Source organism: Pseudomonas sp. PB3P13 (assembly GCF_054897735.1).
This window is the reverse complement of the sequence record NZ_CM142702.1, coordinates 4390080-4404196: the sequence shown is the minus strand read 5'-3', so window position 1 is coordinate 4404196 and position 14117 is coordinate 4390080. Positions and strand designations below refer to the sequence as shown.

11 protein-coding genes are annotated in these 14117 nt (G+C 59.2%); 6 read left to right on the top strand and 5 right to left on the bottom strand.

Translation table 11 applies throughout. From position 1 onward, the window contains the following. Window positions 1-95: 95 nt before the first annotated feature. From rlmF to ACYZT1_RS20215, 5 genes are all read right to left on the bottom strand, one after another. Window positions 96-1118: a 23S rRNA (adenine(1618)-N(6))-methyltransferase RlmF gene (gene rlmF, locus ACYZT1_RS20235; protein ID WP_462016410.1), complete on the bottom strand. Its 1023-nt coding sequence runs from the start codon at window positions 1116-1118 to the stop codon at window positions 96-98. Between the two features lie 258 nt (window positions 1119-1376). Next, window positions 1377-4223, bottom strand: coding sequence for a valine--tRNA ligase (locus tag ACYZT1_RS20230; protein ID WP_462016409.1), 2847 nt, complete (start codon window positions 4221-4223; stop codon window positions 1377-1379). A 177-nt stretch (window positions 4224-4400) separates the two neighbouring features. Then, on the bottom strand, window positions 4401-4790 hold the full coding sequence (locus tag ACYZT1_RS20225; protein ID WP_462016408.1) for a DNA polymerase III subunit chi: 390 nt from the start codon (window positions 4788-4790) through the stop codon (window positions 4401-4403). A gap of 8 nt (window positions 4791-4798) precedes the next feature. Then, window positions 4799-5227: a DNA polymerase III subunit chi gene (locus ACYZT1_RS20220; protein ID WP_462016407.1), complete on the bottom strand. Its 429-nt coding sequence runs from the start codon at window positions 5225-5227 to the stop codon at window positions 4799-4801. Between the two features lie 163 nt (window positions 5228-5390). Continuing rightward, window positions 5391-6881 carry a leucyl aminopeptidase gene (locus tag ACYZT1_RS20215; RefSeq protein WP_462016406.1) on the bottom strand — a complete coding sequence of 497 codons (1491 nt, stop codon included), beginning with the start codon at window positions 6879-6881 and terminating at the stop codon, window positions 5391-5393. A 296-nt stretch (window positions 6882-7177) separates the two neighbouring features. Here ACYZT1_RS20215 and lptF point away from each other — a divergent pair, with 296 nt between their 5' ends. The 6 genes from lptF (at window position 7178) to era (ending at window position 13951) form a co-directional block, all read left to right on the top strand. Continuing rightward, window positions 7178-8296, top strand: a complete 1119-nt coding sequence (gene lptF, locus ACYZT1_RS20210; RefSeq protein ID WP_462016405.1) for an LPS export ABC transporter permease LptF — start codon at window positions 7178-7180, stop codon at window positions 8294-8296. After that, the gene (gene lptG, locus ACYZT1_RS20205; protein ID WP_462016404.1) at window positions 8289-9350 is read left to right on the top strand and encodes an LPS export ABC transporter permease LptG; all 1062 of its coding nucleotides are present in this window, start codon (window positions 8289-8291) and stop codon (window positions 9348-9350) included. Before lptF ends, lptG begins: the two co-directional genes overlap by 8 nt. A gap of 173 nt (window positions 9351-9523) precedes the next feature. Further along, the gene (gene lepA / locus ACYZT1_RS20200) at window positions 9524-11323 is read left to right on the top strand and encodes a translation elongation factor 4 (RefSeq protein WP_028624229.1); all 1800 of its coding nucleotides are present in this window, start codon (window positions 9524-9526) and stop codon (window positions 11321-11323) included. Between the two features lie 5 nt (window positions 11324-11328). Further along, window positions 11329-12183: a signal peptidase I gene (lepB, locus tag ACYZT1_RS20195; protein ID WP_462016403.1), complete on the top strand. Its 855-nt coding sequence runs from the start codon at window positions 11329-11331 to the stop codon at window positions 12181-12183. Window positions 12184-12366: 183 nt separating this feature from the next. Further along, window positions 12367-13056, top strand: a complete 690-nt coding sequence (rnc, locus tag ACYZT1_RS20190) for a ribonuclease III (protein WP_462016402.1) — start codon at window positions 12367-12369, stop codon at window positions 13054-13056. Further along, window positions 13049-13951 (top strand): GTPase Era, encoded by a 903-nt coding sequence (gene era / locus ACYZT1_RS20185; protein ID WP_462016401.1) that lies wholly within the window; start codon window positions 13049-13051, stop codon window positions 13949-13951. Before rnc ends, era begins: the two co-directional genes overlap by 8 nt. The last annotated feature ends 166 nt before the right edge of the window (window positions 13952-14117 follow it).

The window sequence follows — 14117 nt, the reverse complement described above, 5'->3', positions numbered from 1 at the left end:
GGGCCTGCAATTTGGCGATTGACCCACAGGCGTCGCGGCCCCCGCCTGTGGGAGCGAGCAAGCTCGCTCCCACAGTTGATCTTCGTCAGCGTTAATCAGCTCTTGCGGGCCCAACGCTCGCGCCAGACCTGCTGCTCGGATTTGGTCTGGAAGGTCCACGCAACAAATCGGCTTTTCTTCTGGCCCTGGGACATTTCCACGACCTGACTTTCCAGCACTCCGGCCTTTTTCAAAGCGATCTCGATCGCCGGCAGATTGGAGGCTTTGGACACCAGCGTGCTGAACCACAACACCTTGTGCTGGAAGTGCGCGCTCTCGGCGATCAGTTGAGTCACGAAGCGTGCTTCGCCGCCTTCACACCACAGCTCAGCGGATTGTCCGCCAAAATTCAGCACCGGCAGTTTGCGCTTGGGGTCGGCGCGACCGAGGGCGCGCCATTTGCGCTCGCTACCCTTGGTGGCCTCGTCCATCGAAGCGTGGAACGGCGGGTTGCACATGGTCAGGTCAAAGCGCTCGCCCGGCTCCAGCAGGCCCAGCAGGATGTGCTTGGGATTGCTTTGCTGGCGCAGCTGGATGGCTTTGTTCAGCCCGTTGGATTGCACGATGGCTTTGGCAGCGGCGACGGCAGTCGGATCGATTTCCGAACCGAGGAAGTGCCATCGGTAATCGCTGTAGCCGATCAATGGATAGACGCAGTTGGCACCCATGCCGATGTCGAGCACCTTGACCGGCGCACCGCGCGGGATTTCGCCATCGTTGACGCTGGCCAGCAGGTCCGCCAGAAAGTGCACGTAATCGGCACGGCCCGGCACCGGTGGGCAGAGGTAGTCCGCGGGAATGTCCCAATGGGCAATGCCGTAAAACGATTTGAGCAATGCCCGATTGAACACGCGCACCGCATCCGGGCTGGCGAAGTCGATGCTTTCCTTGCCGTACGGGTTGATGATCACGAACTTCGCCAGTTCCGGCGTGGTTTTGATCAGCGCCGGGAAGTCGTAGCGACCCTGATGGCGATTGCGCGGGTGCAGGCTGGCCTTCTCGCGCGGCTCGACGGCATTGGCCGGGGGCGCGGAGGCAGGCTTTTTACGCGCAGGTTTGGGAGTGCGGGGGGCGTTCATGGGCGTTGTCGATTCGGGTATGGCTGAAAGTGGCGGGCATTGTCCCACATTCAAGCGTTGTGAACCCCATTGTGCGATCGGCCTTGTTTTCCCTGTGGGAGCGAGCCTGCTCGCGATGGTGGGTCAGTCGGCTTCAAGCTGACACATCATTGCGAGCAGGCTCGCTCCCACAAGGGATTTGTGGAGTCCGAGATAAAGGGACACAGGCACAAAAAAGGGAGGCCATCGCTGGCCTCCCTTTTTCATTGCGATGTGCCGTTACAAACTGGCAATCCGCGCATGTTGCTCCGCCAGCTTGCCCAAAGCCTGTTCGGCTTCGGCCAGTTTGGCGCGTTCTTTCTCGATGACTTCGGCCGGGGCCTTGTCGACGAAACCGGCGTTGGACAACTTGCCGCCCACGCGCTGAACTTCGCCCTGCAGGCGCAGCATTTCCTTGTCCAGACGCGCCAGTTCGGCGTCCTTGTCGATCAGGCCGGCCATCGGCACCAGCACTTCCATCTCGCCGACCAGAGCAGTGGCCGACAGCGGTGCTTCTTCGCCGGTCGCCAATACAGTGATGGATTCGAGCCGCGCGAGTTTCTTCAACAGCGCCTCGTTTTCGGTGAGGCGACGCTGGTCTTCGGCACTGACGTTTTTCAGGAACAGGTTCAGCGGCTTGCCCGGACCGATGTTCATTTCGCCACGAATGTTGCGCGTGCCCAGCATCAGTTCCTTCAGCCATTCGATGTCACTTTCGGCTGCCGGATCTATGCGTGCTTCATTGGCCACCGGCCAAGGCTGCAGCATGATGGTCTTGCCTTCGATACCGGCCAACGGCGCGATGCGCTGCCAGATTTCTTCGGTGATGAACGGCATGAACGGATGCGCCAGACGCAGCGCGACTTCCAGCACGCGAACCAGCGTGCGACGGGTGCCGCGCTGACGTTCAACCGGGGCATTTTCGTCCCACAGCACAGGCTTGGAGAGTTCCAGGTACCAGTCGCAATACTGGTTCCAGATGAACTCGTACAAGGCCTGCGCCGCCAGGTCGAAACGGAACTGATCCAGTTGACGGGTCACTTCGGCTTCGGTGCGTTGCAGTTGGGAAATGATCCAGCGATCCGCCAGCGACAGCTCGTACGCTTCGCCGTTCTGGCCGCAGTCTTCGCCCTTGTCCAGAACATAACGCGCGGCGTTCCAGATCTTGTTGCAGAAGTTGCGATAGCCTTCGACGCGGCCCATGTCGAACTTGATGTCACGACCGGTGGACGCCAGCGAGCAGAACGTGAAGCGCAGGGCGTCGGTGCCGTAGCTGGCGATGCCCTCGGCGAACTCGTCGCGGGTCTGCTTCTCGATCTTTTTCGCCAGTTTCGGCTGCATCAGGCCCGACGTACGCTTCTGCACCAGCGCTTCCAGCTCGATACCGTCAATGATGTCCAGCGGGTCAAGGACGTTGCCCTTGGACTTGGACATCTTCTGGCCCTGGCCGTCCCGGACCAGTCCGTGTACATACACCGTTTTGAACGGGACTTGCGGCGTGCCGTCTTCGTTCTTCATCAAGTGCATGGTCATCATGATCATCCGGGCAACCCAGAAGAAAATGATGTCGAAACCGGTGACCAGCACGTCGGTGGAGTGGAATTTCTTGAGGAATTCGGTCTGCTCAGGCCAGCCCAGTGTGGAGAACGTCCACAGGCCCGAACTGAACCAGGTGTCGAGTACGTCGTTGTCCTGTTGCAGCGCAACGTCCGGGCCGAGGTTGTGCTTGGCACGGACTTCGGCTTCGTCGCGGCCGACATAGACCTTGCCGGACTCATCGTACCAGGCCGGAATCCGGTGGCCCCACCACAGCTGACGGCTGATGCACCAATCCTGGATGTCGCGCATCCACGAGAAGTACATGTTTTCGTATTGCTTGGGCACGAATTGAATGCGGCCATCTTCAACGGCAGCGATTGCAGGCTCGGCCAAAGGTTTGGTCGACACGTACCACTGATCGGTCAGCCAAGGTTCGATGACGGTGCCGGAGCGGTCGCCTTTTGGCACTTTCAGGTTGTGATCGTCGACGCTGACCAGCAGTCCGGCGGCGTCGAACGCGGCCACGATCTGCTTGCGCGCTTCGAAACGGTCAAGGCCGGCGTATTCAGCCGGAATCATGCCGTCGATGTTTTCGTTCAGCGTGCCGTCGAGGTTGAATACCTGGCAGGCCGGCAGTACCGTAGCGTTCTTGTCGAAGATGTTCAGCAGCGGCAAATTGTGGCGCTTGCCGACTTCGTAATCGTTAAAGTCGTGTGCCGGGGTGATCTTCACGCATCCGGTGCCGAATTCGGGGTCGCAGTAATCGTCGGCGATGATCGGGATGCGGCGGCCCACCAAGGGCAACTCGACAAACTGGCCAATCAGGGCTTTGTAACGCTCATCGTTCGGGTTCACGGCGACGGCGGCGTCGCCGAGCATGGTTTCCGGGCGAGTGGTCGCGACGATCAGGTAATCCTTGCCTTCAGCGGTTTTCACACCATCAGCCAGCGGATATTTCAGGTTCCACAGGAAACCTTTCTCGTCGTGGTTTTCCACTTCGAGGTCGGAAATCGCGGTGTGCAACTTGGTGTCCCAGTTGACCAGCCGCTTGCCGCGATAGATCAGGCCGTCTTCGTGCAGACGCACAAAGGCTTCCTTGACCGCTTCCGAGAGGCCGTCGTCCATGGTGAAGCGCTCGCGGCTCCAGTCAACGGACGAGCCGAGGCGGCGGATCTGACGGCTGATGTTGCCACCGGACTGATCCTTCCATTCCCAGACTTTCTCGAGGAATTTCTCGCGGCCCAGATCATGGCGATTCTGGCCCTGGGCTTCAAGTTGACGCTCCACCAGCATTTGCGTGGCGATACCGGCGTGGTCGGTGCCCGGTTGCCAAAGGGTGTTGCGACCCTGCATGCGGCGGAAACGGATCAGGGCGTCCATGATCGCGTTGTTGAAACCGTGACCCATGTGCAGGCTGCCGGTGACGTTCGGCGGCGGAATCATGATGGTGTAGGACTCGCCCGCGCCTTGCGGGGCGAAGTAATTCGCGGACTCCCAGGTGTTGTACCAGGAAGTTTCAATGGCGTGCGGCTGGTAGGTCTTATCCATGCGCGGCGGGACCCTATTGGCATTAATTCAGGAAAAGCCGACGAGTATAGCGGGGCACGGGGGATAGGGCGAGCGGGCGGGGATGGAGCACGAAGCGAATTGTGAAATTTGGTTTTTGTGGCGAGGGGGTTTATCTGTGGGCAAGCCCCCTCGCCACAATGCCGCGCGCCAGGCGGTTCAGTCGTTGTACTGGCTCAGCAACCTTTCCAGCCGCGCGCTGAGGCGACGTTTGATTTCAGTTTCGATATGCGGCGCAAAATCGTCGATCACGTCCTGCATGATCAATTGCGCAGCGGCGCGCAGTTCGCTGTCCAGGTGCAGCAGGTCGTCGGGATTCTTGCTCGCGGCAGCTGCCGGTTTGGCGGCGGCGGCCGGCGCAGAGGATTCGACGGCAGGCTGGGAAGCGCTGACCGAGTCGAACAACATGGGGATCTGTTCCTGGTCATCCTCTTCGACCGTATCGGTCAGCAGCGGCGGTTGCAGGTTGTCATCGCCCAGCAATTGGCGGATCGACTCGAGGTCGTCCAGCAGGTGCGCAGGTTTTTGCAGCGGTTTTGGAGTGTCCATCGAAATGCTCAGAGTCGCTGTAAACGGTGATCTTGCAGAGAATAGCCCTGTTCGCGGTAGAAGCGGAAACTCTCCCGCGCGGCCGTGCGAATCGCCGGTTCTTCCACCACCATCTCAGCCACACGGGCGAAGCGTTGAGCGAAGACCGGAACTTTCAGGTCAAGGTTGATCAGTAAATCCTGATGCTGACCGCAATCATCACCCAGGCCCAGTACGATCAAGCTGTCCGGCTCGCTTTCAGCGGGACCGTGCGGTACGAAGCTTTCGCCCTTGAACGCCCACAGGCGCGCGTCGAGATCGTCGCGCTGGGCAGCATCGCTGCAATGCAGGTAAATGCGATGGCCCATGCGCCAGGCTTTTTCGGTGAGTTTGCAGGCAAAATCCAGCCGCGCCGAGGGATCGGCGCTGGGCAGGATATAAAAGTCGACTTGGGTCATGGCGGTTGCTGGAATCCGGAACGGTTATACAGCTTGTGCGGAATCTGTTGGAGCGAGCTTGCTCGCGAAGGTCGTCAACGATGACGCGGGAAACCAGGTTAACCGCGCCGATCTTGAGTTTTTTGCGAGCAAGCTCGCTCCTGCAGTGGGCAGCGAGCGATGATCAGGCTTTGGCGCGATCCAGCAAGTATTGGGTCAACAGGGGGACGGGGCGGCCGGTTGCGCCTTTGTCCTTGCCGCCGCTGGTCCATGCAGTGCCAGCGATGTCCAGGTGCGCCCAGTTGAGGTTCTTGGTGAAGCGCGAAAGGAAGCATGCGGCAGTGATGGTCCCGGCTTTCGGCCCGCCGATGTTGGCAATGTCGGCAAACGGACTGTCCAGCTGTTCCTGGTACTCATCGAACAATGGCAGTTGCCACGCGCGGTCGTCGGCCACCTGGCCGGCGCTCAGCAGTTGACCGATCAGCTCGTCGTTGTTGCCCAGCAAACCGGAGGTGTGTGCGCCCAGTGCCACGACGCAAGCGCCGGTCAGAGTGGCTATGTCGATCACCGCTTGCGGCTTGAAACGTTCGGAGTAGGTCAGTGCATCGCACAGCACCAGACGGCCTTCGGCGTCGGTGTTGAGGATTTCCACGGTCTGGCCGCTCATGGTGGTGACGATGTCGCCCGGGCGCGAAGCGTTGCCACTCGGCATGTTCTCGGCGCAGGCGAGGATGCACACCAGGTTGATCGGCAGTTTCAGTTCGAGCACGGCGCGCAGGGTGCCGAAGACGCTCGCGGCGCCGCCCATGTCGTACTTCATTTCGTCCATGCCGGCGCCCGGTTTCAGGCTGATGCCGCCGGTGTCGAACGTGATGCCTTTGCCGACCAGCGCATACGGCTTCTCGGATTTCTTGCCGCCGTTGTATTGCATGACGATCAGGCGCGGCGGCTGGGCGCTGCCCTGGCCGACGGCATAGAACGAGCCCATGCCAAGGTCCTTGATCTTCTTCTCGTCGAGCACTTCGACTTTCAGGCTTTTGAATTCCTTGCCGAGGTTCTTCGCCTGTTCGCCGAGGAACGTCGGGTGGCAGATGTTCGGCGGCAGGTTGCCCAGGTCGCGGGTGAACGCCATGCCATTGGCAATCGCGGTGGCGTGGGCCACGGCGCGCTCTACTTCGGCCTGGGCTGCCTTGATGGTCACCAGGGTGATTTTCTTCAGCGCGCGGGGCTCGGCTTTCTGGCTCTTGAATTGATCGAATGTGTATTGTCCATCGACCAGGGTTTCGGCCAGCAAACGGGTTTTGCCGTAACTGTCGCGCCCCTTGACCACCACTTCGTCCAGCGCCAGTACGGCGTCGCTGCCGCCCAGACCTTTGAGGGTGCCGAGGAGGCCGGCGACGATTTTGCGGAACGGGCGGTCGGTCAGTTCTTCGTCCTTGCCGATGCCAACCAGCAAGACGCGCTCGGCCTTGAGATTCGGCAGGTTGTGCAACATCAGGCTCTGGCCGACTTTGCCCGCCAGGTCGCCGCGCTTGAGCACAGAGCTGATCGCGCCGCCGCTCAAATCGTCGAGTTGTCTGGCAACGGCGCCGAGTTTGCGGCCTTCGCCAACGGCGACGACCAGCGTGGCGGTCTTCAACGTTTCTGGGCTAACGCTTTTTACAACCAGTTCCATGTCCGGGTCCCTGAATTAATGGTCGATACGCAAGTATCTGAACTTGCTTATAAACAGAAAAGACGCAGGACACGGCCTGCGACAAAGGCCGCAGTTTGAACCTCGCTACCGGCGCCTGACAACCCTCGGTTTGTACGATCTTCGACCCATTGACCGCCTGCGCAACTGTGCGCAGTGACAGGCGGACCCAATCACAGGATAATGCGCCAACTTTTTTTCGGCGGCCCTGGCTTGCGGGCTGCCTGATACGTTTGCTTGTTTGGCCGCCTTAGCCTGACAACCCTGGAGTGTCTGGTTTGATCGTCTTCCGTTACCTATCCCGCGAAGTCCTGTTGACCCTGAGCGCCGTCAGTGCCGTGCTGCTGGTCATCATCATGAGCGGACGCTTCATCAAATACCTCGCCCAGGCGGCGGCAGGCCTGCTGGATCCGGGGTCGCTGTTCCTGATCATGGGCTTTCGCCTGCCGGGCTTTCTGCAGTTGATTCTGCCGCTCGGCCTGTTTCTGGGGATCCTGCTGGCGTACGGCCGCTTGTACCTGGAAAGCGAAATGACCGTGTTGTCGGCCACGGGCATGAGCCAGCAGCGCCTGTTCGCCATGACCCTGTTTCCAGCGACCCTGGTCGCGTTGGTGGTGGCGTGGCTGAGCCTCAGCCTGGCGCCGCAAGGGGCCAACCAGTTTCAGCTGTTGCTGAACAAGCAGGATGCCCTGACCGAGTTCGATACCCTCGAGCCGGGTCGCTTTCAGGCACTGCGCGATGGCACCCGGGTGACTTACACCGAAACGCTATCGGACGACCGCATCAATCTCGGCGGCGTTTTCATTTCGCAGAAGAACATCTCTTCCGACAAGAAAGACCGCGGGATTTCCGTGCTGGTGGCCGAGAAGGGGCGGCAGGAAATCCGTCCGGACGGCAATCGCTATCTGATTCTCGACAATGGCTATCGCTATGACGGTAATCCGGGGCAGGCCGACTACCGCGCGATCAAGTATCAGGAGTATGGCGTTCTACTGCCCAAACCCGACGTCAGTGACGAAGTCACCGATCGTGATGCGATGACCACCCGCTCGCTGTTCGGCAGTGACGACATCCGTTCCCGCACCGAGCTGCAATGGCGTCTTTCTCTGCCGTTGCTGGTGTTCATCGTGACCTTGATGGCGGTGCCGCTGTCGCGGGTCAATCCGCGTCAGGGCCGCTTCCTCAAGTTGCTGCCGGCGATTCTTCTTTATATGGCTTACCTGAGCATTCTGATTGCCGCTCGCGGCGCCCTCGAAAAGGGCAAAATCCCGCCAGCGCTGGGCTTGTGGTGGGTGCATGGCATCTTCCTGGCGATAGGTCTGGGTTTGCTCTATTGGGAGCCGTTACGCCTGAAAATGGCGAGTCGCCGCAGTGCGCTGGAGGTGACTCGTGGTTAAACTCGATCGCTACATCGGCAGCACCGTCTTTATTGCGATCCTTGCTGTACTGGGGATTATTCTTGGTCTGGCCACCCTGTTTGCCTTCATCGACGAGATGGGCGACGTCAGCGATACCTACACCTTGCTGGATGTCTTGAGTTACGTCCTGTTGACTGCACCGCGCCGGCTCTACGACATGTTGCCGATGGCGGCGCTGATCGGCTGCCTGATTGGCCTCGGCACCCTGGCCAGTCACAGCGAACTGACCATCATGCGGGCGGCGGGGGTTTCGGTCGGCCGTATTGTCTGGGCGGTCATGAAGCCCATGCTGGTGCTGATGGTTGCGGGTCTGTTGATTGGCGAGTACGTGGCGCCGGCAACCGAAAGCGCCGCTCAGGCCAACCGTTCACTCGCTCAGGGCAGCGGCGATGCGCAAAGCGCCCGGCATGGCCTGTGGCATCGTCAAGGTGAGGAGTTCATTCACGTCAACTCGGTGCAGCCCAACGGTGTGCTGTATGGCGTGACGCGTTACCGTTTCGACGATCAACGCCACATGCTGTCGTCGAGCTTTGCCAAACGCGCGGAATTCGACAAGGATCACTGGCAGTTGACCGAGGTCGCAACCACGATTTTTCACGAGAAAAGCACCGAGGTAGTGAACGCTCCGGTCGAGCGCTGGGACGTGGCCCTCAGCCCGCAACTGCTCAGCACTGTGGTGATGTCGCCTGATTCGCTGTCGATTACCGGTTTGTGGGGTTATATCCATTACCTGGCCGATCAGGGCCTGGCGAATGGTCGTTACTGGCTGGCGTTTTGGGTCAAGGTGTTGCAACCGCTGGTGACCGCCGCACTGGTGCTGATGGCCATCTCCTTCATCTTCGGTCCGTTGCGCTCGGTAACGCTGGGTCAGCGCGTTTTTACCGGTGTGCTGGTGGGTTTTACCTTCCGTATCGTCCAGGATCTGCTGGGGCCCTCGAGTCTGGTGTTCGGTTTCTCGCCGCTGTTCGCGGTGCTGGTTCCGGCAAGTGTTTGTGCTGTGGCCGGGCTCTGGTTGTTGCGCCGGGCGGGTTGATACCGGGTATTTCCCGGGCTGGCCGGTCTCGAAAAATCGCCCTGGTCGCACGAGCCGGGGCGTTTTTGTAACTGCCGTCTGACCTGTGAACGTGACGCTTGCGCCGAGGATCAGGTACAATTCCCGGCTATTTTTCGGCGGGCTATGCCTGCAGCCTTTTTGAGTGTTGATACGTGAGTGATTTGAGTCATATCCGCAATTTCTCCATCATCGCCCACATTGACCATGGCAAGTCGACGCTGGCCGATCGTTTCATCCAGATGTGCGGCGGCCTGGCCGAGCGTGAAATGGAAGCCCAGGTCCTGGACTCCATGGACCTGGAGCGTGAACGCGGGATCACCATCAAGGCCCACAGCGTCACTCTGTATTACACCGCACGCGATGGCATCAAGTATCAGCTGAACTTCATTGACACCCCGGGCCACGTTGACTTCACCTATGAAGTCAGCCGGTCATTGGCGGCCTGTGAAGGCGCATTGCTGGTGGTCGATGCCGGCCAGGGCGTCGAAGCGCAGTCGGTTGCCAACTGCTACACGGCAATCGAGCAGGGCCTGGAAGTGATGCCGGTCCTGAACAAGATCGACCTGCCGCAGGCCGATCCGGATCGCGTCAAAGAAGAAATCGAAAAAATCATCGGTATCGATGCCACTGATGCGGTCGAGTGCAGTGCCAAAACCGGCCTGGGCGTTGACGAAGTGCTCGAGCGTCTGGTGCACACCATTCCCGCGCCGACCGGCAACTACGAAGATCCGCTGCAAGCGTTGATCATCGATTCCTGGTTCGACAATTACCTGGGCGTTGTCTCGCTGGTTCGCGTGCGCCACGGTCGCGTAAAGAAGGGCGACAAGATTCTGGTCAAGTCCACCGGCAAGATCCATCTCGTGGACAGCGTCGGCGTGTTCAACCCGAAACACACCGCCACCACTGACCTCAAGGCCGGTGAAGTAGGCTTCATCATCGCCGGTATCAAGGACATTCACGGTGCGCCGGTCGGTGACACCCTGACCCTGAGCTCCACGCCGGACGTCGACGTGTTGCCCGGCTTCAAACGCATACAACCGCAGGTCTACGCCGGCCTGTTCCCGGTCAGCTCCGACGATTTCGAAGATTTCCGTGAAGCCTTGCAGAAGCTCACGCTCAACGATTCGTCCCTGCAGTACACCCCGGAAAGTTCCGACGCGCTGGGCTTCGGCTTTCGTTGCGGATTCCTCGGCATGCTGCACATGGAGATCATCCAGGAGCGTCTCGAGCGCGAGTACGACCTGGACCTGATCACCACGGCGCCGACGGTGATTTTCGAACTCCTGCTGAAAACCGGTGAAACGATTTACGTCGACAACCCGTCGAAGCTGCCAGACCTGTCCTCGATCGAGGACATGCGTGAACCGATCGTGCGGGCCAATATCCTTGTGCCGCAAGAACACCTGGGTAACGTCATCACCCTGTGCATCGAAAAGCGTGGCGTGCAGCACGACATGCTGTTTCTCGGTACTCAGGTCCAGGTGACTTACGATTTGCCGATGAACGAAGTGGTCCTGGACTTCTTCGATCGTCTCAAATCCACCAGCCGTGGCTATGCTTCGCTGGATTACCATTTCGATCGTTATCAGTCGGCTAATCTGGTGAAACTGGATGTGCTGATCAACGGTGACAAGGTCGACGCCCTGGCGCTGATCGTGCACAAGGATAACGCGCACTACAAAGGTCGCCAGTTGACCGAGAAGATGAAAGAGCTGATTCCGCGTCAGATGTTCGACGTTGCGATCCAGGCCGCCATTGGCGGGCAGATCATTGCGCGAACCTCCGTCAAGGCACTCAGAAAGAACGTATTGGCCAAATGCTACGGCGGTGACGTCAGCCGCAAGCGCAAGCTGTTGGAAAAGCAGAAGGCCGGTAAAAAACGCATGAAGCAGGTTGGCAATGTGGAAATTCCACAGGAAGCCTTCCTTGCAGTGCTCAGGTTGGATAGTTAGGTCCTATGTCGCTAAATTTCCCGCTGTTGCTGGTCATCGCTGTTTTCGTCTGCGGCTTGTTGGCGTTGCTCGATCTGGTTTTTCTGGCGCCACGTCGGCGTGCCGCCATTGCCTCCTATCAAGGCAGCGTCAGTCAGCCTGACGGGGTGGTGGTCGAGAAACTGAACAAAGAGCCGCTGCTGGTTGAATACGGCAAGTCGTTTTTTCCGGTGCTGTTCATTGTGCTCGTACTGCGTTCTTTCCTGGTGGAGCCGTTCCAGATCCCATCGGGCTCGATGAAACCCACCCTGGATGTTGGCGATTTCATTCTGGTGAACAAGTTTTCTTACGGGATCCGCTTGCCGGTGCTCGACAAGAAAATCATCGAAGTCGGTGATCCGCAGCGCGGCGACGTGATGGTATTCCGCTTCCCGAGCGATCCGAGCGTCAACTACATCAAGCGTGTTGTTGGCCTGCCGGGTGACCAGATCCGTTACACCGCCGACAAGCGTCTGTTCGTCAACGGTGAATCGGTGGCCGAGCAACGGGTCGGTTCCGAGCCGGGTACGCTGGGCAGCGCCGAACTCTACAAAGAGAAACTGGGCGCTGCTGAGCACCAGATCCGCAAGGAAATGAGTCGTTTCCGCGCTCCGCCGGATCGTTCATGGACCGTGCCCGCCGGGCACTATTTCATGATGGGCGATAACCGTGACAACTCTAACGACAGTCGCTACTGGGATGATCCGAACATTCCCAAGGATCTGCTGGGCATGGTTCCCGACAAGAATATCGTCGGCAAGGCCTTCGCGGTCTGGATGAGCTGGCCGGAACCCAAACTCAGTCACCTGCCGAATTTCTCGCGGGTTGGCCTGATCAAGTAATCACAACGGCGCTGTTGAACACAGCGCCGAATGCATTTCTGGAGCCTCTTCGAGTGGCCCCCGAATGCATGAAAACACTGATAGTCAGGACGTATTTTTGAACACAGCGTTATTTGTCCCAAGTCTGCGCCGTCTGTTGCCCATGACGGTGGAATCCAGCCACGAACTCAGCGTGGGTAAACCGTGAGCGTTTCCTTGAGCCGCCTGGAGCGTCAGCTCGGCTACACTTTCAAAGATCAGGAACTGATGGTCCTGGCCCTGACTCACCGCAGTTTTGCCGGGCGCAACAACGAGCGCCTCGAATTCCTCGGTGATGCCATCCTCAACTTTGTTGCCGGCGAGGCGCTGTTCGACCGCTTCCCGCTGGCCCGCGAAGGTCAGCTGTCACGTTTGCGCGCCAGGTTGGTCAAAGGTGAAACCCTGGCCGTACTGGCCCGCGGTTTTGATCTGGGCGAGTACTTGCGTCTGGGGTCCGGCGAATTGAAAAGTGGCGGTTTCCGTCGCGAATCGATTCTGGCCGATGCCCTTGAAGCGCTGATCGGCGCCATCTACCTGGACGCCGGCATGGACGTCGCCCGCGAGCGCGTGCTGGCCTGGCTGGCTGGCGAGTTTGAAGGCCTGACGCTGGTCGATACCAACAAAGATCCAAAAACCCGTCTGCAGGAATACCTGCAGTCCCGTGGTTGCGAACTGCCGCGTTACGAAGTGGTGGATATCCAGGGTGAGCCGCATTGCCGGACGTTTTTCGTCGAATGTGAAATCACCTTACTGAATGAAAAAAGCCGAGGTCAGGGTGTGAGTCGTCGTATTGCCGAACAGGTAGCGGCCGCCGCAGCACTGATTGCCCTGGGTGTGGAGAATGGCAATGACTGATACAAACGCAACACGCTGTGGCTATGTTGCCATCGTCGGCCGTCCGAACGTGGGCAAGTCCACGTTGCTCAATCACATCCTCGGCCAGAAGCTGGCAATCACTTCGCGCAAGCCGCAGACCACTCGCCACAACATGCTCGGCATCAAGACCGAAGGCGATGTCCAGGCGATCTATGTCGATACCCCGGGCATGCACAAGGGTGGCGAGAAAGCCCTCAACCGCTACATGAACAAGACCGCTTCGGCGGCGTTGAAAGACGTCGATGTGGTGATCTTTGTGGTTGACCGTACCAAGTGGACCGACGAAGACCAGATGGTCCTCGAGCGCGTCCAGTACGTGACCGGCCCGCTGATCGTGGCGCTGAACAAGACTGACCGCATCGAAGACAAGGCCGAGCTGATGCCGCACCTGTCCTGGCTGCAAGAGCAGCTGCCGAATGCGCAGATCATGCCGATCTCTGCCCAGCACGGGCACAACCTCGAAGCGTTGGAGCGGGTGATCGCCGGTTATTTGCCGGAGAACGATCACTTCTTCCCGGAAGATCAGATCACCGACCGCAGTAGCCGTTTCCTCGCCGCGGAATTGGTGCGCGAGAAAATCATGCGCCAGATGGGCGCCGAGCTGCCGTACCAGATCACCGTGGAAATCGAAGAGTTCAAACAGCAGGGCAAAACCTTGCACATCCACGCCTTGATTCTCGTCGAACGTGACGGCCAGAAGAAGATCATCATTGGCGACAAGGGCGAGCGCATCAAGCGCATCGGGACCGAGGCGCGCAAAGACATGGAGCTGCTGTTCGACTCCAAGATCATGCTCAACCTGTGGGTCAAGGTGAAGGGCGGCTGGTCCGATGACGAGCGCGCTTTACGCTCGTTGGGTTATGGCGACCTGTAAAACCCGGATTTCTGCTACACCGATGAACCCCTGTGGGAGCGAGCCTGCTCGCGATGAGGGCCTGAAATTCAACATCATTGTTGACTGGCAGACCGCAATCGCGAACAGGCTCGCTCCCACATTGGTTTCTGGTGTTTACAAGATCGCGTTTCTTCATTGAGAACTC

Excerpts from the sequence above, each read along its gene's own strand:
- ACYZT1_RS20230 (WP_462016409.1), bottom strand. The coding sequence starts at position 4,223 with ATGGATAAGACCTACCAGCCGCACGCCATTGAAACTTCCTGGTACAAC.
- ACYZT1_RS20215 (WP_462016406.1), bottom strand. The coding sequence starts at position 6,881 with ATGGAACTGGTTGTAAAAAGCGTTAGCCCAGAAACGTTGAAGACCGCC.
- rlmF (WP_462016410.1), bottom strand. The coding sequence starts at position 1,118 with ATGAACGCCCCCCGCACTCCCAAACCTGCGCGTAAAAAGCCTGCCTCC.
- lepB (WP_462016403.1), top strand. The coding sequence starts at position 11,329 with ATGTCGCTAAATTTCCCGCTGTTGCTGGTCATCGCTGTTTTCGTCTGC.
- era (WP_462016401.1), top strand. The coding sequence starts at position 13,049 with ATGACTGATACAAACGCAACACGCTGTGGCTATGTTGCCATCGTCGGC.
- ACYZT1_RS20225 (WP_462016408.1), bottom strand. The coding sequence starts at position 4,790 with ATGGACACTCCAAAACCGCTGCAAAAACCTGCGCACCTGCTGGACGAC.
- ACYZT1_RS20220 (WP_462016407.1), bottom strand. The coding sequence starts at position 5,227 with ATGACCCAAGTCGACTTTTATATCCTGCCCAGCGCCGATCCCTCGGCG.